Raw genomic sequence first — 20119 nt, forward strand, 5'->3', positions numbered from 1 at the left:
ACACCTAGTTGGGTGCAATTTTGTTTGCGTGTATAAAATTTTAAACTAACAATAGGGGTTTTGAAGCCCACACATAAGAGACTTCATTACCCCTATTTCTGTTGCCAAATTTACTGATTTACTCAAAGGCAGAATGTAAAGAGTTGGTTAAGCCTCTCGTTTTAGTGCCGCTTCTACTTGATCAAACTCTTTTTTCAAACGGTTCTTGAGCTTTTGTGGCACAGGACGATTGGGGTAAGAACTATAATGTCCAGCCAGAGAGTTTAGGGCTGTACGTATAGTTGTAAAAGAACTCAAACCAGCAACGGAACTATTGCGCTGGTAGCGTGCGGCAAAATCATTAATTTTTTGCCGCGCCAGTGCTTGTTGTGATGTTTTATCAGGCGAATCTTGTGACAACTCAAGGGTATTGCGCAGGATATTAAGAATATCTAAAGTGTCTTGGCGATAATTCCCTGATAAACCATCTGGACTAGAGCAGCCCACTAAGCCAATCACCACAACCAGAACCAGGGCAAGCAAACGTGACCAATAACGCTTCATAAACATGAGTGTGAAATACGTAAATCAACGTCAATGGTATCCTGGATTGGGATCGTAGGGATCATCATCGTAGAGACGCCCCGCCGGGGCGTCTGTACAGGGATTAGAAGTGAAATAATTCGTAACTCTTCGATAAAGAGTATCACGTTGTTGATAAGGTCGCTTGAGGGAAGCGATCGCACCTTGCAGAGACTCTACCGACATGCAAGTACCACCAATCGCGCCTGCCATTGTCGTGATGTGTTCTTCCATCAATGTACCACCAATATCGTTACAACCCCAACCTAAAGCTTGAGTTGCACCTTCTAAACCTAGCTTTACCCAACTTGGTTGATGATTTTGAATCCAATTGCCCAAAAAAATTCTCGCTACAGCGGTAAGTAGTAGTGCATCTGCTAAAACTGGCTGATCTCTTCCCACACGGCGACGTAATGGTTTGGGCGCTTCTTTGCCAACAAAAGGTAATAAAATAAACTCACTAATCTGACTGGGATACTCTCGCTGAATAGCTGTTTGTTGAAGACTGCGCAATTTTGCCAAATGTTTGATTTGTTGTTCTTTTGTCTCTATATGCCCCGATAACATTGTACTGGTGGTAGGCAAACCTAACTGATGAGCAGTACTGACAATCTCCAACCAAGTCGCCGTATCAATTTTTTCTGGACAAATAACATGCCGCACCTCATCATCCAACACCTCAGCTGCTGTTCCCGGCATTGAGTCAACCCCAGCATTCTGCAAAGCTGCAATTACATCAATATACTCAAGTCCATCTTCTCGTGAGATAAATTGTACCTCCTGAGGAGAAAAAGCGTGTAGGTGTAATTGGGGAAATTCCTGCTTAATAGTTTCCACTAACTTTAGGTAATAAAGTAAAGATTTACCATTCACCTTTGCTTTTTGATTCAATCCCCCTTGCATACAGATTTCTGTTGCACCCTGCGCTACAGCATCTTTTACCTTTGCTAAAATTTGCACTTCTTCTAACGAGTAAGCATCCTCTTCACCTTCATCTCGACGGAAAGCACAGAAACTACAGTGCTGCTCACAAATATTGGTAAAGTTAATATTACGGTTAATTACGTAGGTAACAGTGTCGCCCACTTGTTGTTGACGTAGTTTATCAGCTCCATCACGAATAGTAGCGATCGCACTTGGGTCAGTTTGTTGTAATAATACCACTCCTTCTTCAGGAGATAAATCATTGCCCATGAGGGCACGCTCAAGAATAGCATCAATTGCGGTAGACACAGATAATTGTTAGCCAAACATATATACCATTTTAGATTATAATTCTTGCCATTTGATTAATGAATATTTTTAACCACAGATGCACACAGATAAACACCGATAAATTAACGGACATATGCCTCAACAGGAGGGGGAACTCCCGCAAGATAGTGTCCTCATCTGTGTGCATCTGTGTTAATCTGTGGTTAATTTTCAAATCTCCGTCCTTGTTAGACGCTGGCTATTAGCTCGTAAATTGATATGTGGACGGTTATCTAAAAATACCCATATACTTAATCCTAATATTAAAAAATTGCGTAAATTTAGCCATAATACTTTTGCATAATCTAGCTGCCGAAAACTCCCGACTGACAGCATTATGTAGGTAGTGATACAAACTGCCAACATTAAAAATGCTTGACGTAAATTCAAAAGTGCTGCCAAGGGAATTATCCAGACAAGATATTGAGGAGAAAATACCTTATTAGTAATAATAAATATTAACAAAGCCAGCATTGTATATATTATCAAACTATTACTTTTTACCAATTCGCTTGTGAAACGTTCTTGTCTAAATCGGTAAAAGCAATTGATTAACATTACACCATATATAACAATAAAGAACCAAGGCAGTAAATGCAGCACCGTATTACTTAGAGGAGAAACTATATCTCGCGAACCGTAACTAGCAACTGTTTTAGCTTCTATTAATCCCCACCTATGCCCAAAGGCAATTATACCAGCGAAAAAAGATTCTATTTGCAAACCACGTGCTTTATGGTAGCTCAAAAAAGAAAATAGCCGCTCATGAGTTACTATAAAAAATGGTAGTAAAATTAGACCTACTGTACCTATTGTTCCTATCCATAAATTTAACAAGGCACGGTGTGCTTTGTTAGCAAGATAGTATACAGTAAATATAGGTAGCAAAATTACCGGATAAAGTTTAGCCGCAATCCCAAATCCAAGAGAAATACCAGCTTCTGTTGGGCGAGTAGATATAACACTTACTAAACCTAAAACAGTTAATACTGTAGGAAATAAGTCATATCGCCAAAGCATAACTGGTGCAATACAGAGAGCAAACAGTGTATAAAATGCTAACGCTATTATTTTTTTTCGTTGAGAGTATGATGACATAAGTTTTAGCATTAACAACATATTAATGGTGCTAAATACTATATTTTCTAATAAAAAGAAAAATGCATATATATAGTAATTATTAGTTAATCCCAATGTAAAAATTCGCGGTATTGCAAAAGCCACCAAAGCAAAAGGAGGATACTCCAACGCAAAATCTCTGTAAGGTAACTTACCTTCTATTAAATAAAGCGAAGATTTATAATATAAACTCAAATCATGAGTACTCAAATTACCACGAAGAGTAAAAATACCCACAATCAACAACCCTACAAATTGAATAACTAAAATCCGCAAAATCCAATTATTGAATAATTTTTTTGGCGCTAACATACTAATTGCTCCTTCTGCCCTCTGCCTTTATTGACTCACTCGCCATAATCTACCTTTTTTGTAAACACTATCAAGCTGAGCTATCTTCTCAAGCTCAGATTTAAATCTTGGCGAAGGATTATATAAAAACACATCGCTAAACCCATTAGGAATATTAGGAATATTTGGTTCAATTACCAACTGCATCTGTACTTTTTGCTCAAGCAAATGACTGAGAGATAGTAAATCACCGATATTGAGGGAATAATTACTGCTAATTAACAGAGGTTTGCTAGTATTATTAATGATTTGTGCTATTTGCGGATTGGCATGACTACCTTTATTCCACCATGTTTGTGCTTGGGAACTAATTGTAATTGAGATAACTCCAATAGAAATTATCGCTACCATTAAAAATTGCCAAAACTTGCGACTGGCTAGTTTAGCAGAGATAATTTGAGTTGATAACAAGTAAGTGACAGCTAATTGAATGCCTAGATAACAAGGGATGATATATCTAGCTCGTACACTTAACTTACCGCCAAGAATTAAATCAGATAAAATCAAAGTTAAAGCTGGCACGAATGTCAATGTGAAAACAAACAACCATTGCACTTTTGTGGCGCGGCGGTAGAGAAATACAAATGAAAATACTACTAAGATTAGTATGAGGGGAATTAAATATCTACCCCAACGTAAAAGCGGAATCTGTAAATCGGGAAAAAATGGTTCGTAACGCCAAAAATCGCCAAATAAATTAGTGATATTAGTAATCCAACCAGAAACTAAATTAGATAAAGATTGTCTTTTTTGGGCGCTGGCTGTTGTGTCATCAATTTGAGCAAAGTTACTGATGAGTACTACTATCCAAGGTAGAAAAGTCAGAAATCCAGCACTAGTAGCAAGCAAATAAGCTCTGACTGTTTTGGTGAAACGACGCTCCAGGGCAAATACGTATATAGCATGAGCGATCGCCACCAATCCTGAGAACAAAAAAGTATATAATCCTAGTGCTACTGTAACAGCATAAATTCCCCAAAGCTGCTTGTTACCCAGTTGGATGCAACGTAGCAGTGTAGCACTTCCTAGCAAAATAATTACAGTCCATAAACTGAATTGTCGTGCTTCTTGGGCATATAATACGTCGAAAGGAGAAACTGATATAATTCCTATGCCCACCCATCCTGCTAATGGTGTTTCAAATAATTCTCGGCAAAGCCAGTAGAAGCAAGGAAAAACGAGTAAGCTGATAACAACTGATAGGCTTCTTGATGCGGCGACAGAATTACCAAAAATTTGTACCCATAATCTGTCCATTACGTAATATAGTGGAGGATGTTGAGCATCTTCCACTGCCAAAGATTTGACGGTATCTAATACACTTTTATCTGATGGGTACTGATACTTCTTGATGGATTCAACAGCAATTGTTCTGCCATCAAAAACATTTTGCACAAATTCCTGCTTTGTATAACCAGAAATTCGCAACCCGGTGTAAGCTTCATCATGCCAGTATACTTTTCGCTCAAGATTACAAACGCGAAAAAAAACTCCCAGTAGTAGGACAATAATGATGAATAACCTGAGCCATTTTGGTAAAAGCCTTTGGGAAAAGACTTGTTGTCTTTTTGCCGTCGTTAGCATTACGCTGGAACAATTTGTTTAGCTCCAGTTATTGTCTGTGTTTTCCCCAGGTATGTCAAATGTATAACTATAGCTTGAGGTATACTACTTTAGTAAGAAAATTATGACGTAGAGACTTCGTATTTCGCGTCTCTACAAGATTTGTAGATAACCCATAATCAACAAACGAGAACTTAAACACCAAATTTAACGTCTGATGTCTGTAAATTAAAGTGTAAATAACATAGCTATGGCGGCTCTACGCGATTCCCGGTGGCTTCATCCCTTACTACTGTTAGGTTGGCTAGCCATCGGTATCGGCTTGCGCTTAACTAACTTGACAGCTAAACCCCCTTGGACTGATGAGTTTTCTACTCTAGTATTTAGCTTAGGCAATAGTTTTTTGCCAGTACCGCTAGATCAACCCATTTCTGTAGATGTTTTATTGCAACCACTGATACCACAAGTTAGTAATAGTGTCAAGGATGTATGGTTACATTTGTTTACTGAAAGTAACCATCCACCACTATACTTTATACTTGCTCATGGGTGGATGCAATTGTTTCCGAAACAAGAGGGTTTAGTATCATTATGGGGAGCGCGATCGCTTGCTGCCATAATTGGTGCATTATCCATCCCAGCTATTTATGCTTTGGGTTGGGTAGCATTTCGCTCCCGGATAGTCAGCCATATAGCTGCGGCAATAATGGCAATCTCACCCTATGGAATCTTCTTAGCACAAGAAGCGCGTCATTACACTTTAGCAATTCTTTGGGTAATTGCTTCCTTTACTTGCCTAGTAATTGCTACTCGTCACATCCAAAATCGTACTGAGATACCGATTTGGATAGCACTTTCATGGGTAGTAATTAATGCTTTAGGCATTGCCACTCATTACTTCTTCACCCTCACCCTCTGTGCCGAAGCACTAGTTTTGATTTTTTTTGCTTGGCATCCCCTCTTTCTGTCTCCCCCTTGGCGTCGTATCTACGCCGTCGCTGCTGGTACATCTGTATCAGGGTTAGTTTGGCTACCAATGTTTTTACAAAACAGCTATGGGGGTAAGTTGACAGAGTGGATTCAAAGCCCTCGTAGTGGCTTAGCTTGGTTAAGTCCAATTTTTCAAGCTTTTGCTGCTTGGCTTACCATGCTTTATTTACTACCAGTAGAATCACCACACCTTGCGATTGTGATTATCTCTGGGTTAGTAATGTTGATTTTCTTGATTTGGGCTTTGCCAATTCTGATTCGTGGTTGGAAAATACAAGCGGAGGAACCACAAACCCGTCTGATGACTATGGTGTTGAGCGGAGTGGTGTTGGCAGCAGTTTCTTTGTTCTTTATCTTTACTTACTTTTTCGGAATTGATTTAACAAGAGGCGCACGCTATAACTTTGTCTATTTTCCGGCTGTGATAGTTTTGCTGGGAGCAAGTCTTGCTGTTTGTTGGTGTGGCAAGAATAAGATTAACAGATGGGGAGTAAATGGAAAAACAACTGTTGCGATCGTTTTATTGATGGGATTGGCAAGTGCTGTCACAGTTGTTTGCAATCTGGGTTATCAGAAATATTACCGCCCAGATTTATTTGTGCAACTAATTCAAGCACAATCTCGTGTACCAGTTTTAATTTCTACGACTCAGAAAACTCATGTACAAATTGGGGAAATGATGGGGGTGGCAAGGGAGTTTAAATTTCAAAATTCCGAATCCCGTAGAGACGCTCCGCCGGAGCGTCTCTACAGTATGCCCCAATTTCTCCTCGCACATCAAGACAAAGATCCTAGTACTTCGACGACTGCTGTACAAAACGCCTTAAAGTCGTTACCTCGTCCTTTGGATTTATGGTTAGTAAATTTTTATGCCAATGAACCCGAAGAAGTGAAAAATTGTGTTGCCGAAACTCAATTGCCACCAATCAATGGATATGAGTATAAGTTATATCATTGTACATGAGCGGTAGGGGCACGGCTAGCCTTTGCCCCTACGGTTAATTTTCGGGCAGAGGTGAAGAACTTGCGATCGCTCGTAAATTTTGACAGCGAATTAATTCGGTAAAACTTAATCCCGAACGTCCTTCAATTTTTGCCGCTGCTTCAATGGCGGATAATAAATGTTGAGCTGCTTGTGCTTCTGAGTAACCCCGGCGCTGGGCGACACGAATAGCGGTTGTGTCAGCAACAATTTCTGACTCTTGAGAACGATTACCGCGCCAGATGCGTAGTATCGCTAGAGAAGTTAAACCTAATGCTACAACTATACCCACCGCATCTTTTTGCGCTGATTCGACAAACCCGCCTAAAAGCCCAGCTAAGGCAACACCTTGATAAATATCTGGCTTAAACCACTTAACTCCTGTTAACCAACTAACTGTACGTAACAGTAGTAAATCGCGTTGGGGCTTTGTCAGACGACGCCACAAATCAAAATTAATCTTAATTGGTCGATCTTGTTCCCAAGGTAGCGGAAATGAGGCATCAATAACTTTTGTCTGCTCCGGCTTGCTGACAATTTTTGTTGTCATGCGTCCAGAAGCAGGCATGATATCTAACAAACGGCGAATTTCAACGTTGGACTCCATGAAATAATTGTATATTGGTTTGAGTATGAAATAGTACTATTCCTTCATGGATGCTTTTGCCCCTTTACCACCTGAATGGACGAACAAAGCAACTCACGCCTATGAGTTTTGCTGTCCTAGCTGTCATTCAAGTAGCCGAGAAGCTATAAAAGTCTGGATTAATCGGCGATCGCCTGTAATTACAGAAGATCATCGCCGCAAATGGCAGGAGTTTTACCATTGTCACTGCGGTTGTGCGTGGTGGGCTTGGAGTAGCGATCGTCCCCCTACCGATTTGTCACAACGCGATTACCACCCCACATAATATAATGTAGAGACGTTACATGTAACGTCTCTACATTGTGGCCCCCAACAGGGCGTCTTCACATTAACCTATTAGAACGTGAAAGTAGTACGCAATGTACCTACATAAATTGTGTCGTTTCTGCTGTTGTGTTCAGGATTAAATATCACCAGCACACCTGGTGTGATTTGAATATTGTTGGTTAGCTGCAACTTGTACAGTGCTTCCAAGTGATATGAAGTATCCACATCTCTTTGGGATCTGCTCACCCCAGCTGTAGTAATCCTGTAATCATTGTTGCTGACCTTAGGTGGTTGACCAAAGATTACACCAAGTGCGTTACCTTGTCTGATAAAGTCTTTAATCGTCAAAGTAGCACCCCAGTAGTAAATTTCGGCTTCACTACCCCTTGGAACACCAGCGGCATTTGTCTGCGCCTCAGCTTGAGTGTAACCACCCCAACCAGTGATAGCGAAATTCGGGCTAGGTTGGAAAGTTGCTTCTAAACCAAAATTGTTAGCGGTAGTTGCAACGTTGGTAGTAAAAGGAGCGCTAGCAAAAGCACTACCTGTAGATTCAAACAGGTTCACACCACCAGTAGGATTCTGGTATGTGCGTGCATAGGTTAGACCAACGTTAAATGCTTTGGCTGGTTTGATAGCTATCTGAGCAAGAGCTGAATAGTTACCTTCTAAAAACCCTGTTTTTTGGGAAGGATTGTTAGAGACGTTATTACGTCCACCTGCTAGATAGCCCACAGAAACAGTGAAAGGTCCGTTGGGATTCAAGGAGATTGTCGCACCTGCACCACCTTGACCTTGGCGGTAAATCGGGCTAAAACGACCATAGCGTGTCAAAGCACCTCTACCGCTACTTGCGAAATCTGGGTTGAAGTTGTTAATGTTTTCCCAGAATTCACCATTGTTAGCATCAACCTTAACGCGGATGGCATCGCTTAAGTTGAAAGCGTAGTTGATTTTATCAATTTGAACGGCATTGCCAGTATCATTGTCAAATGCCAAGCGGGTCATGTTGGTACCCGTTGAAGCGTTACCGAAGGCGGTGTTGTTGTTGTTATTGAGAACGTTACCTGCTTGCAAACGAATTTGCAACAAGTCTTTCCCTGTAAAGCTGGAGTTCAAGGAAAGACGAATCCGGTCAGAGAATGTTAAGTTGCTGTCTAAGTCTGGTCTTGCAGCATTTGGGTTGTTTCTCAGTGTCCGAGCATCAACTGCTCTAGTGTCACCAAAAGGATTAGACAAAGCGAAAATTGCTTCCCCAACTAACTTTGTGGTGGTAGAGAATTGATTTGCCTCTAATTCAGCAGTACGGGCTTCTAAAGCATCTACCCTTCCGCGCAAAGTTGCCAATTCAGCGGAAAATTCTTCTTGCAAACGCTGTAGAGTTGCCAAGTCTTCTTTTCTTACCAAGTCAGCTGTTGCGGTGGCAATCAATTCGTTAACTCGGTCTAAACAGGCATTCAAACCAGCAGCAAATTCATAACGGGTCATCGCACGATTACCGCGATAAGTACCGTTAGGATAACCTGCGATACATCCGTAACGCTCTACTAGAGATTGTAAAGCTTGGAATGCCCAATCTGTAGGCTGTACATCGGAAAACTGAGAAACTGATGTCACCTGTCCCAAGTTATCTGACGAAGCCAACTGAGAAACAGAAGTTGTCTGCCCTTGAGGTTCAGCCGCCCAAGCACTGTTTGCAGTACAAAATGTAGCAGCTAGTAGAACTGGACTTAGCTTTAATAGGTTCCAGAATGGTTTTGTCATAAATATTTTTCTCACTCACACCTACTGGTACATTCGTGATATAATCCCCAGAATTACTATTCATGTTCAGGGAATCCACTCATGCTTACTAGTGGAAATTGTACCAAACTTGAGGGTGATTAACACAAGTCAATCACCACTATTTTTCCTAATATCTATTTTTTGCCTGGTGGATTGTCCAAACGCAAAATAATCCGGCGTTTATATCGTAAAAGTGTTCCTTGTTCTTCAAACTCTTGTAGAAGCCGAGTTACAGTTACTCGTGTTGTATTCAAAACCTCTGCCATTTCTTGATGAGTGACATTAAGGTCAATTAGCCTACCTTGTTCCACGTTACGACCAAACTTCTCACTCAGCCAGATCAAAAACTGCCACAAGCGTAGAGAAATAGGTTTGCGATGCACTATACTTAATAGTTCCTCTGCCTGTTGAATGTGGAACAGTAAAGAGTTAATATCTTGACTCCATAAATGAGGTGGTACAACGCTCACCTCTACACTAGTTAAGCATTCAATTTGGTAAGGTTTAACTCTAGACAAAGGATAACCAATCAAATCTCCAGTTCCCCAATAACCCAAAGTGATAAATGTTCCGTCCTCACTCCAGGTTAATGTGCGAACTGCTCCGCGTTCAATGCGCCATAACACGTCGTTCCGTGGCGGAATCACTTCACGACGGGAGAAAAGCCTTTGTGGTAAGTTTCCACTTAGGGCATTATTTGATGTAGCCGAGTTGTTTGTACCACTAGTAGAATATGTCATCAGGTATTTTGATAGCGGTTAATATGATTAAACTAGGAGAAAATTGCAACAATTAGACTTGTTTAGCAAACCTTTTACAGTGTGGTAGAGCATAGGCATTGAAAATATTTTCAGGCGTATTTAATACTTTTCACTATTTTCTTTTTTAAAGTTTTATTGAGAATTTATACGAATAAAACTTATTTACCAAAAAAATGTAGCTTTTTTTACAAATTTTCAATTCCTCTCAAATATATTGTTAAACATTTTGGGATTTGGTAATGGCAACAACAGCAGGTTTGGGAGGTGCGTTGTCTGTTTTATTCGGCCAATTAGAACCAATGGGGACTTTGCGGGTTTGTAAAAATTCTTCACCTGTAGTGGTAGTAAGTAAAAATTCTCTGGATTCAGATGCTTGGTTTTTGCGAGTACCATTTGCCTCCCCTGGATGTTGTATAGCAAGAAACATAGTTTTTTGATCGGTTGAAAAACAAGGACCTGTTGTTTCGCACTCCATTGGTCCCATAGCAAATAAAAAGGCTTTACCAGCATCTTCACCTGTGGTAGGAATATACCAAAGAGAGTTGTTGCCAAATAGACCAGCTAATTCTGGTGGTTGACCTTTTTCTGTAGCACGACTTTTCACTGGATTGTTGGCGTTGCCATTATCTGTGACTACCCATAAATTACCGTTGTTATCGATCAACAAGTTATCTGGATTGGTAAAACCTACACCTCCGACAGAAGGTTCACCACCTGTAGCAACCATTTGCCAACGGAAGGTACTAGCAGCAGGATCGTTACCATCTTCACTTAAGCGCATTACCCAACCATACTCGTAAGGCGTTTCACCTTTAGGACTTTTAAATATTTGGGCATCAGGGCCACCATCTTTACTAGGAGAGCCGGAGGTGAAGCTAATATATAATTCTCCGTTGGGTGCAACTTCTGTGTCTTCAGGACGAGCAGTGCAGGTAGCACCTACAGCACTTGCTGCTCTGTGTGCGTCAATTAAGATTGCACCTTGTTGTTCTTCTGGGTTGCCTGTATAAAGATCTCCGAGTTTTTTGTACTTTTGTTTATACTGGGCTACTTGCTCATCACTAGTGGCTTTGATATCCCCACCTTCGATTGGTTCTGGTAGTTTGAACAGAGTCTGCTTTTGATTCTCAGTCTGTTTTTGTGGTCCTAATGGTAAACGGGTTAAGTTCCCAACAATAGAACTAGGAAGATCTGGATTAACTGGTGTATCAGCTTTTAATGGTATCCAACGACCAGTACCATCTGGATTGAATTTAGCAGCGTAGAGCATTCCCTGGGTAAGTAACTGGGAATTTGCTTTGTCTTTGGGGTTGGTAACTCGATCGCGACTCACAAATTTGTAAATATGTCCTCCCCGGCGATCGCATCCTGAATAAAACGCCAGTGGTTTACCTGCTTCTACACGTACACCCACTGCTTCATGGCGATAACGTCCTAGCCAAGTGTGTTTTGTACCATAGTCATTTTTGTTTGCTGGATCTACTTCCACAATCCAGCCATATTTATTTGCTGCTAAGCCAAAAACGTTACCTTGTCCAAATAATTCCTCGTCGCCCATTGAAAAAGGTCTTTTGCCGGGATCGTATGAAGTACCATCTGCATATACTACTTCTGGTACTTGTGCTTGAATGTTCTCTTCTGCACTCAGCACTGTACCCCAAGGTGTTGTACCACCTGCACAGTTACCAAAAGAGCCAATGATGCGATCGCCCAAATTATCAATATAACCCTGTCCCTGCTTGAGGCGAAATACTGCTACTGCCGGTCCAGTGGCTTTCAAATAGCGCCCATCTTCTAAACCAGAAATCCCACTAATCCGTCTATCTGTATCTTTATTAGTGCGTTCCCACTTACCATCTGCTCCCAAGCGAATCGAAATTACACCCAAACCTTGATCCAGTAACGCTTCTTTGCAAATTTCTTTAATTCTTGTTTTATTGGGATCGCTATCTGGTAAAGCGTAAGCGTCTATTTCGTTTTTCTTATTACCTTGCTGTTTTAACGCTGCTTTCACTTCTGCCACTGGCAGTTTTTTCCCAATCACTTGCTCATAAGTTTGCATCCAGGGAATGGGACTAATATATTCAAAATTAATTGTGAGATAGCCTTCGTTCTCACCTGTTGGTACAAAAGATAAGTAATCATTATTGTACCCAAAACGAGAATCACCAACTTTATCACCCCATGCAGCAATTACTTGATACCCAAATCCTTCTGGTAGAACCAAATCATCTACTACCTCATAGGTACTGTATTGCTGCTTTTGCTGATTTTGATTGCCGAGAAAAGTTTTTAAGGGAAGCGGACCTTTAATTGGTTGAAATGAAAACGTAGCCTTCACCAATTGCTTAGTAGACTCTATTGCTGATTTTGTCTCGCATCCTCCCAAAGAATTTAACGCTACAGCACCCGCACTGCCACTGAGAAACAACAAAAAATTCCGCCGTGTGATACTCATCAGTTTTTTCGATTACACTAAAGCCATGAATTAGTAGATAGTAAATAATTTTTACTTTATTCTTTGGCTAATGTAATCTCAAAAGTTTAAGATTAGGTAAGATTTTTGTAAAATGTATGTTAGTTTACAAATACTTTATTTTTTCTATATCTTATCAACAAAGAAATTAAAATCAGCACCCACTATTTACATTTGTACACAATAACCACAAAAACATTTCTCACAAACTCACAAACTCCCTTAACGTTGACCCGTAACAATATACGCTACTCGTTGACCAATATTGGTAGCATGATCTCCCATGCGTTCCAAACAGCGGATTGCCAATCCTAGCAACAAAATTGGCTCAACTACACCTTGAACATCACGTTCATGTGCTAAAGTTTGATAAAGTTTCTCATACGCATTATCCACGGCATCATCAAGTCGCTTTATACTGCGACCACTAACTTCATCTAAATCTGCCAAAGCCACCAAACTAGTTGCTAGCATTGCTTGGGCGTGGTGAGACATGGTAGCAATTTCAGGTAAAGAATGATGAGGTGGATAAGGAAAAATTTTAATCGCAATCTCAGCTATATCTTTGGCATAATCGCCAATCCGTTCCAAATCCCGCACCAGTTGCATAAAAGCACTTAAACAACGCAAATCCTTACCATCTGTACCATGAGTCATAATTGCCGTACAGTCTGATTCGATTTGTCGGTAAAAGTGGTCGATTTTTTTATCTAACAGAGGAAGTTTCTGCGCTGCTGTGAGGTTGCGAGCAAACAAAGCTTGGTGACTAAGGCGAAAGGATTGTTCTACCAAAGCCCCCATACGCAAAACATCTCGCTCAATACGCCTAATCTCGCGAGCCATCCAAGGTCTTTCAGAATTGGGACAGTAAAAAATTGCTTTCACGCTTGTAACTCAAACATGAAGTTATATTTAACTATAGTCTTAGCTGAAAGATTTCGCCAAGATTTCCGGAAATTCAACTTGTAGCCATGCACCGCCTGTGATAGGGTGATTCATAGCTCTAATCTCTCCACCATGAGCGTTGACTATTTGTCGCACAATCGCCAAACCTAAACCACTACCGACAGTTACTGTCTGGGGTTCTGTTGACGTTGGGCGCGATCGCGCTTTGTCTCCCCGATAAAATCGCTCAAAAACGTAGGGTAAATCTGTTGTACAAAAACCCTCACCAGAGTCTATTATATTAATTTCTAATGCAGGTGGCAGATTATTTTGTTTATGAATAATTTTTGTTTCAATGAGAATAGCTCCACCATCTGGGCTATATTTAATACTGTTATCCAGTAAATTGAGAAACACTTGATACATCCGTGCTGGATCGGCATTAATCCAGAGGTTTTCTGAACCAGAGTAGGTTAAGTGTAAATGCTGACGCTGTGCCAAAGGTTCTAAACTTTCCCACACAGATGAAATTAGAGAACGCACTTCAGTTGGTTGGCAATGCAGTTGAATAGTTGGGTTAGTTTCTAGTTGGGTGAGTTCTAACCAGTTTTGCACCAAGTCAATTAATCTGTCAACTTCCTGTAACAAGCGTTCAACCCAGCGATCTAAAGGTGGTTTTAAACGATCTTGTAAAGTTTCCACTACCAAACGAATTGAAGTGAGGGGAGTCCTGAGTTCGTGAGCCAAATCGCTGAGTGCGCGATCGCGAGCCGAATTAATATCCACCAAAGGTTGACGATTTTCGAGAAACACTCCCACTTGTCTTGTTGCTAAAGGTAAACTAGTTGCCCGCAACAAATAAGATTTCACCTCTAGCATTTCTTGGGCATTTTCACAAGAGGGATGAAATACCCATTCCCTTAGCTGTGGCTGTCCTTCATCACGAGTTTGCTCAATCAAGTGATCAAGTTCATAAGAGCGCACCAACTCTAGCAACAAGCGTACCTGCCCTGGTTGCCATCTTTGGATGTATAACATTTTCCTTGCCTGCTCATTACACCACAACAGTTGATTTTCTTCATCCAATAGCAAATACCCAACTGGAGCAAACTCCAGCAGGGCTTCGTAAGTTTGTAATTGTTGCTGAAAATTTTGCCGTTGCTGCTTAACTAACTTGATGTTATGGCGCAGACGAGGGAGCAGCAGTGCCGTCGAGAATCTAGCCTGATCAAGTTGCAGAACTTTGTTAAGATAGCGGTTCAGTTGAACCTGTTGCCAAACCCAAAATCCGATGCCGATCGCTAGACCTAAAATCAATCCTAGTAATAGTAGCATTGCTAGTTGTTAGTTGCTGAACAACTAAAAACACGCCAACTATCCAAACCGATAACCAAAACCTCGTACAGTCACAATATACTCAGGACGACTGGGATCTTGCTCTAATTTTTCCCGCAACCAACGAATGTGAACATCAACAGTTTTACTATCACCAACAAAATCTGGTCCCCAAACTTGATCCAAAAGTTGCTCCCGCGACCAAACTCTACGGGCATAACTCATAAATAGTTCTAGTAAGCGGAACTCCTTCGGCGATAAACTCACCTCTTGACCGCGAACTAATACACGACACTCCTGAGGATACAAAGTAACATCTTTATATTGTAATACTGGCAGTTGCGGTAAAGTGCTCAAGCGCTGACGACGGAGCAAAGCCCGACACCTAGCAACTAACTCCCGCATACTAAAAGGTTTGGTGAGGTAGTCATCTGCTCCCACCTCTAATCCCAAAACGCGATCAGTCTCACTACCCTTAGCACTTAACATCAAAATTGGTACTGGATTGCCCTGATAACGAAGCAAACGACAAACATCAAGTCCATTAATTAGAGGCAGCATTAAATCAAGGATAACTAAATCGAATGTTAGTTCCCCTGTTGGTTCAAAACTTTTCAAATATTCTACAGCAGAGCGCCCATCAGATGCTGTTACCACCCCGTAACCTTCTTCTTCTAAAGCTAAAACAAGCATTTCCCTGATGAGTTCTTCATCTTCTACTACGAGAATACGGCTTCTTTGTCCGATCTCTGTAGTATGAGGATACTTGGTTGTTTCACTGGTATACATTGAGATCACAATATTATCTGCCTGTACGAGTATCAATCCAACTACCTACTTGTATTGCATCTAAGCTTGCTTGCTATCGATTAAACCAAGCAAAATGTTATTTATGTGACATTATTTTCATTATAGACTAATAGACTACCACTAAAAACAATAACTTTGCCCAATTGATCTTCAAGTAGGCAAAGTTAATTTTAGCAATCTTGTAATTATAGGGGTTTGCGCTTAATGAATACAATTTGCACAGGCGTTACTTATAGGCAAATAGCTTGCTGACTTTCCCGTACATTAGTTACTTTGCCCCACCAAAACCCCCAGATTCTTGTCCATTATTGGAATAACGGAAACGACTCTTATGCTGCTTTTGCTTGGCAACAGCTTTACGCTTACGTTTTTCTAAAGGAGTTTCAAAGTGGCGATGCTTCTTCACATCTGGAAAAATGCCTGCTTTGGAAACTTCTCGCTTAAATCTCCGTAGGGCTGACTCAATTCCTTCATTTTCACCCAGAATCACTTGGGTCATCGATATCCTCCTGAATTAACTTTTTACATTCACAGAATAATAGAGTTAAGTTCTTTCTTTCAAGATCTAGTAGGGGCGTCGAGAGTAGCCACCGCCACTATTGTTTCCTCGTCTACCGCCACCGCCGCCAAAAGAACCTCCCTCGGTTTTTGGCTTAGCTTTATTCACTTTCAGGTTTCGTCCCATCCATTCAGCCGTATCGAGTGCCTCTATTGCTGCTGTCTCTTCTGCTTCTGATTCCATCTCAACAAAAGCGAATCCTCTTACTCTTCCCGTTTCCCGGTCTTTTGGCAATTGAACGTTTTTGACTGTTCCATACTCTGAGAAAACCTGTTTGAGGTCATCTTCTCCTACTTGGTAGGACAAATTACCTACGTAAATCGACATAAAACATCTCCAGATTCAGATGGCGTAGAGTTAAATCCGGAGATACGCTTGTAAATAGATACAAACAAAGTGCTCAACCGAATATAATTCCTACAAATGAGGATAGCATAAAATGTAGGTCAACAAGAAAATAGAGACGCTTATATAATAACGTCTCTACTATGAGAAAACCCAATGACAGAAATTTTTAAAATTCTAATTTAAGATTTGTTACCATCCCTGAAGCAACGGCATAACTTGTAACTGTGTATGAGGTGAGATACATTAGCATCAAGCATGAATCCGGAAAAATAAAACAAAATCAGCATCTTTGTTTGAATGTAGACGTTCCATAGCACGTCTCTACAGGTACTTGTTCAACAACAACCTCAACTTATCCAGCGTTGCCGATGGTGCTCGATCTAACTGAGTTAAAATTGCATACTTCAAAGCCGAATGGGCATCACTCTTGGGCGGGTTCTGTGCCAGACGGCGGACAGTTTCTTGAATTACCTTCTGCGCATTAACTGCATTGCGCTGTAGATTAGCAATCACCATCTCTACCGTCACACTATCATGATCTGGATGCCAGCAGTCGTAATCAGTCACTAGTGCCAATGTTGCATAGGCAATTTCTGCTTCTCGTGCCAACTTTGCCTCTGGTAGGTTAGTCATGCCAATTATCTTCGCGCCCCAACTACGGTAAAGATTCGATTCTGCTTTAGTGGAAAAAGCTGGTCCCTCCATACATACGTAAGTACCACCACGATGCAGCGTTACATCTGGTAAATTGAGAGAGGCGATCGCATCCGCCACTACAGTTGCCAAATTTTTACAAACTGGATCGCCAAAAGCGATATGCGCGACTAATCCTTCACCAAAAAAAGTGGAAACGCGATTTTTTGTTCTATCTATAAATTGATCTGGAACCACCATATCGAGTGGTTTGGCTTCTTCTTGTAAAGAACCAACAGCTGAAGCAGAAATTAAATACTCCACACCTAGCTGCTTCATCGCATAAATATTAGCGCGAAAAGGTAACTCCGAAGGTAAAAGCGTATGATTACGCCCGTGTCGAGCTAAAAAAGCTACTTTTGTATTTTCTATTGTACCGAGAATTAAAGCATCAGAGGGTGTGCCAAATGGTGTCTGCACTTGTATTTCTTGTACATCTTTAAGGGCGTCCATTTTGTATAGACCGCTACCACCAATAATTCCAATCCTAGCTTCAACCATTTTCCTTAATCTGTACCTTGTCACAATGCCAAGCTATTGTACAAGGAAATGTGCCTGTAGAGACGCCCCACCGGGGCGTCTCTACAAATTAAAAATATTCTACCCGTGCATCTAAACCACGAGAACGTAACAATTTAGAGACTTGTTCGGCATCTGAGCGATCGCGAAATTGTCCAGCGTTGACATAAACACCCCGTCTTGATTCAGCCCAAAATGCTTCTGGTACATACTGACGCACTCTGCTGAGAACATCGTTATTGCGCATTGGTACTACCACCACATAGCGATTGTTGGTGTTGGGATTTTCTGCGTTTGGATTACCCTGATTACCCAAGCGTAATGCTTGCCAAGTTTCAAAATTGACAAATCCAGTGGGATTAATTCCTGAGTATTGCTGAAATTGAGCTACAGCATCTCTAGTTGTTGGGTCAAAATAGCCATTAATATTACCGTTAAAGAATCCCCAATCCCGCAATCGTTGTTGTACTGTCGTAACTCGTTGACTTCTCTCCCCTTGACAAATATCACCTGTTGCGCTATTGCAACCTGGATTTTGACCGCGTAAAGCATTAGAGATGGCGTCTAAAGTTTGTGCGTCAGCAATCCCATTCGGTACTAGTCCATAATCTTGCTGGAAACGCGCTACAGCATCTCTGGTAGTAGAACCAAAATAGCCTGTGGGATTGGTGTTAAAATAGCGTAGTTGCTGCAAAGCTTGTTGCAGTCGTGTGACATCCGCACCGCGATCGCCAAAATCTAGCGCATCAATGCCACCGCCGACTCCGCCTCCTGGGTTGAGACTGATACGTATTGTGTCTCTAGTCGCTTCACCAACAATACCATCAGCACGTATACCATAAAATTGCTGGAATCGGATCACGGCTTGCTGAGTTTCGCGACCAAAGTTGCCCGTGATTGGACCGTTGAAGAAGTTTAGCTGTTGTAAATCTCGTTGTAAAGCCCTAACTGCAGGACCTCTACTACCTAAGCGCAAACCACCACTGGTGTTACCAGTAGTCTGACATTTAGATTGTAAAAGTCTTTGAGTTTGGGGCCCAACAATTCCCACAGTAGAGAGTCTATTTGCTTTTTGGAATCTAATTACAGCATTTCTGGTTAAAGAACCGAAATTACCGTTTACTGGACCATTGTAGTACCCTAACTGCTGCAAACACCTTTGGACATTTGCCACGGCCGGTCCATTTGCGCCTTGTTGGAGTGCGAGAGCTTGTCCGGAAGCACTTACAACTGCAATCAAACAAGCTATTGGCACTAGACGCATAGCAAAACAGCTAGAAAACTTTTGCCAATTCAAGTGGGGAAATAAATCTAAACTAGCAACCAAAGGATCTTCAGTGGAATCTTCCTCTGATTCGGAAAATGAAGGAATATAGTGATAAGCAAATGTCATAATTTTTCAAAGTAGTTTATATGAATTTTTAAGTAGCGATATATACCGGGCGGCAAGCGTTCTTCGGTTCACCGATTTCTTGAGCAGGCGATCGCTTACTAGATATTTTCTATTAATTAGAATCACATCTAGATTTTCATTTTCCGGTTACGAAGTCAAATTATTTGCTCTCTACCCAAAATTCATCAAAATACCCTTATGTATAAAAAAACATCTAGCTAAGGTAAGATTTGACAAAGGGATTAATTTGAATCATCTGTTTGATCTTGTTCATCAACTTTCCGAGTATTGCCTGCTTTTACCCAACCTTCTTGTTCACCATCTTGGCTACGAATCTTTTGCCAGGTTTTATCAGCACTTTCTTCTAAAACGAAAACTTTTTGGTTATAACCAACACCACCAAGCCTTTCACCATCTTGTTGTGGTTGAGTGCGCATTACCAAACCTTGACGCCAAGTAACACGGGCGGAGTAAGCACCAGGTGGCAATGATTTTACTGTTTTAGCTTTGGGTGATGCGGTGGGAGTTGGTTTTGATTTTACAGCAGGTTTAGCTTGAGGCTGCGTTTTACTTTCTATGGGAGTAGTAGCTGTGCTACCGATTAAAGCAGATTTTGGCACTTGCGCTTTGAGCGAAGGTAAATCGTTAACAAAAACAGGTTTGCTCGGAAGTGCAGATGTTTTGTTCATTAAATATAAAACAGTTGCTGTTCCAGCACCAGCTAAAACAGAAATCGCTAAGAAAAACCCCAGGATAAACTTCATAACGTCAGCTACCATATTTTTTACCACCTCACTACACGATTTCTGTAAAGACGTTCCA

The 20119-nt window shown here is 41.0% G+C and carries 18 protein-coding genes; 2 read left to right on the forward strand and 16 right to left on the reverse strand.

The features are described from left to right. Positions 1–147: 147 nt before the first annotated feature. From psb27 to ICL16_RS31300, 4 genes are all read right to left on the reverse strand, one after another. Positions 148–543 carry a photosystem II protein Psb27 gene (gene psb27, locus ICL16_RS31285; protein ID WP_190835492.1) on the reverse strand — a complete coding sequence of 132 codons (396 nt, stop codon included), beginning with the start codon at positions 541–543 and terminating at the stop codon, positions 148–150. A gap of 30 nt (positions 544–573) precedes the next feature. After that, the gene (gene cofH, locus ICL16_RS31290; protein ID WP_337907162.1) at positions 574–1794 is read right to left on the reverse strand and encodes a 7,8-didemethyl-8-hydroxy-5-deazariboflavin synthase subunit CofH; all 1221 of its coding nucleotides are present in this window, start codon (positions 1792–1794) and stop codon (positions 574–576) included. Positions 1795–1986: 192 nt separating this feature from the next. Further along, entirely contained in the window at positions 1987–3246 is a 1260-nt protein-coding gene (locus ICL16_RS31295; RefSeq protein ID WP_190835493.1) for a glycosyltransferase 87 family protein, read from the reverse strand. Between the two features lie 27 nt (positions 3247–3273). After that, positions 3274–4869, reverse strand: a complete 1596-nt coding sequence (locus ICL16_RS31300) for a glycosyltransferase family 39 protein (RefSeq protein ID WP_190835494.1) — start codon at positions 4867–4869, stop codon at positions 3274–3276. Positions 4870–5098: 229 nt separating this feature from the next. Here ICL16_RS31300 and ICL16_RS31305 point away from each other — a divergent pair, with 229 nt between their 5' ends. Beyond that, entirely contained in the window at positions 5099–6802 is a 1704-nt protein-coding gene (locus tag ICL16_RS31305) for a glycosyltransferase family 39 protein (protein ID WP_190835495.1), read from the forward strand. Positions 6803–6836: 34 nt separating this feature from the next. Here ICL16_RS31305 and ICL16_RS31310 read toward each other — a convergent pair whose 3' ends face one another. Further along, positions 6837–7427 (reverse strand): DUF3318 domain-containing protein, encoded by a 591-nt coding sequence (locus tag ICL16_RS31310; RefSeq protein WP_190835496.1) that lies wholly within the window; start codon positions 7425–7427, stop codon positions 6837–6839. Between the two features lie 46 nt (positions 7428–7473). Between ICL16_RS31310 and ICL16_RS31315 the strand changes: the two genes are divergently transcribed. Next, positions 7474–7731: a hypothetical protein gene (locus tag ICL16_RS31315; protein WP_190835497.1), complete on the forward strand. Its 258-nt coding sequence runs from the start codon at positions 7474–7476 to the stop codon at positions 7729–7731. A gap of 71 nt (positions 7732–7802) precedes the next feature. On the opposite strand, the gene ICL16_RS31320 is transcribed toward ICL16_RS31315, so the two are convergent. From ICL16_RS31320 to ICL16_RS31370, 11 genes are all read right to left on the reverse strand, one after another. Further along, positions 7803–9497: an iron uptake porin gene (locus ICL16_RS31320; protein ID WP_190835498.1), complete on the reverse strand. Its 1695-nt coding sequence runs from the start codon at positions 9495–9497 to the stop codon at positions 7803–7805. A 155-nt stretch (positions 9498–9652) separates the two neighbouring features. Beyond that, positions 9653–10258, reverse strand: a complete 606-nt coding sequence (locus tag ICL16_RS31325; RefSeq protein ID WP_190835499.1) for a Crp/Fnr family transcriptional regulator — start codon at positions 10256–10258, stop codon at positions 9653–9655. A 238-nt stretch (positions 10259–10496) separates the two neighbouring features. Beyond that, positions 10497–12737 (reverse strand): PhoX family protein, encoded by a 2241-nt coding sequence (locus tag ICL16_RS31330; RefSeq protein ID WP_190835500.1) that lies wholly within the window; start codon positions 12735–12737, stop codon positions 10497–10499. A gap of 240 nt (positions 12738–12977) precedes the next feature. Next, complete coding sequence (gene phoU, locus ICL16_RS31335; RefSeq protein ID WP_190835501.1) at positions 12978–13640, reverse strand: phosphate signaling complex protein PhoU; 663 nt, start codon at positions 13638–13640, stop codon at positions 12978–12980. A gap of 39 nt (positions 13641–13679) precedes the next feature. Continuing rightward, positions 13680–14975, reverse strand: coding sequence for a sensor histidine kinase (locus tag ICL16_RS31340; RefSeq protein ID WP_190835502.1), 1296 nt, complete (start codon positions 14973–14975; stop codon positions 13680–13682). 39 nt (positions 14976–15014) lie between these two features. After that, positions 15015–15764: a response regulator transcription factor gene (locus ICL16_RS31345; RefSeq protein ID WP_190835503.1), complete on the reverse strand. Its 750-nt coding sequence runs from the start codon at positions 15762–15764 to the stop codon at positions 15015–15017. A 289-nt stretch (positions 15765–16053) separates the two neighbouring features. Beyond that, positions 16054–16284, reverse strand: a complete 231-nt coding sequence (gene rpsU, locus ICL16_RS31350; protein ID WP_190835504.1) for a 30S ribosomal protein S21 — start codon at positions 16282–16284, stop codon at positions 16054–16056. 66 nt (positions 16285–16350) lie between these two features. Next, positions 16351–16671, reverse strand: a complete 321-nt coding sequence (locus ICL16_RS31355) for an RNA recognition motif domain-containing protein (RefSeq protein WP_190835505.1) — start codon at positions 16669–16671, stop codon at positions 16351–16353. 342 nt (positions 16672–17013) lie between these two features. Further along, on the reverse strand, positions 17014–17886 hold the full coding sequence (locus ICL16_RS31360; protein ID WP_190835506.1) for an S-methyl-5'-thioadenosine phosphorylase: 873 nt from the start codon (positions 17884–17886) through the stop codon (positions 17014–17016). Between the two features lie 88 nt (positions 17887–17974). After that, complete coding sequence (locus tag ICL16_RS31365) at positions 17975–19297, reverse strand: peptidoglycan-binding domain-containing protein (RefSeq protein ID WP_238361039.1); 1323 nt, start codon at positions 19295–19297, stop codon at positions 17975–17977. Between the two features lie 242 nt (positions 19298–19539). After that, entirely contained in the window at positions 19540–20076 is a 537-nt protein-coding gene (locus tag ICL16_RS31370; protein ID WP_190835507.1) for an SH3 domain-containing protein, read from the reverse strand. Between the last annotated feature and the right edge of the window lie 43 nt (positions 20077–20119).

Source organism: Iningainema tapete BLCC-T55 (assembly GCF_014698965.1).
Lineage (GTDB): Bacteria > Cyanobacteriota > Cyanobacteriia > Cyanobacteriales > Nostocaceae > Iningainema > Iningainema tapete.

Bases quoted from the DNA above. Each gene is read 5' to 3' on its own strand.
- psb27 (WP_190835492.1), bottom strand. From the start codon at position 543: ATGAAGCGTTATTGGTCACGTTTGCTTGCCCTGGTTCTGGTTGTGGTG.
- ICL16_RS31340 (WP_190835502.1), bottom strand. From the start codon at position 14,975: ATGCTACTATTACTAGGATTGATTTTAGGTCTAGCGATCGGCATCGGA.
- ICL16_RS31300 (WP_190835494.1), bottom strand. From the start codon at position 4,869: ATGCTAACGACGGCAAAAAGACAACAAGTCTTTTCCCAAAGGCTTTTA.
- ICL16_RS31310 (WP_190835496.1), bottom strand. From the start codon at position 7,427: ATGGAGTCCAACGTTGAAATTCGCCGTTTGTTAGATATCATGCCTGCT.
- ICL16_RS31320 (WP_190835498.1), bottom strand. From the start codon at position 9,497: ATGACAAAACCATTCTGGAACCTATTAAAGCTAAGTCCAGTTCTACTA.
- ICL16_RS31315 (WP_190835497.1), top strand. From the start codon at position 7,474: ATGGATGCTTTTGCCCCTTTACCACCTGAATGGACGAACAAAGCAACT.
- ICL16_RS31355 (WP_190835505.1), bottom strand. From the start codon at position 16,671: ATGTCGATTTACGTAGGTAATTTGTCCTACCAAGTAGGAGAAGATGAC.
- ICL16_RS31325 (WP_190835499.1), bottom strand. From the start codon at position 10,258: ATGACATATTCTACTAGTGGTACAAACAACTCGGCTACATCAAATAAT.
- ICL16_RS31345 (WP_190835503.1), bottom strand. From the start codon at position 15,764: ATGTATACCAGTGAAACAACCAAGTATCCTCATACTACAGAGATCGGA.
- rpsU (WP_190835504.1), bottom strand. From the start codon at position 16,284: ATGACCCAAGTGATTCTGGGTGAAAATGAAGGAATTGAGTCAGCCCTA.
- ICL16_RS31360 (WP_190835506.1), bottom strand. From the start codon at position 17,886: ATGGTTGAAGCTAGGATTGGAATTATTGGTGGTAGCGGTCTATACAAA.
- ICL16_RS31305 (WP_190835495.1), top strand. From the start codon at position 5,099: ATGGCGGCTCTACGCGATTCCCGGTGGCTTCATCCCTTACTACTGTTA.
- ICL16_RS31295 (WP_190835493.1), bottom strand. From the start codon at position 3,246: ATGTTAGCGCCAAAAAAATTATTCAATAATTGGATTTTGCGGATTTTA.
- ICL16_RS31370 (WP_190835507.1), bottom strand. From the start codon at position 20,076: ATGGTAGCTGACGTTATGAAGTTTATCCTGGGGTTTTTCTTAGCGATT.
- ICL16_RS31365 (WP_238361039.1), bottom strand. From the start codon at position 19,297: ATGACATTTGCTTATCACTATATTCCTTCATTTTCCGAATCAGAGGAA.
- ICL16_RS31330 (WP_190835500.1), bottom strand. From the start codon at position 12,737: ATGAGTATCACACGGCGGAATTTTTTGTTGTTTCTCAGTGGCAGTGCG.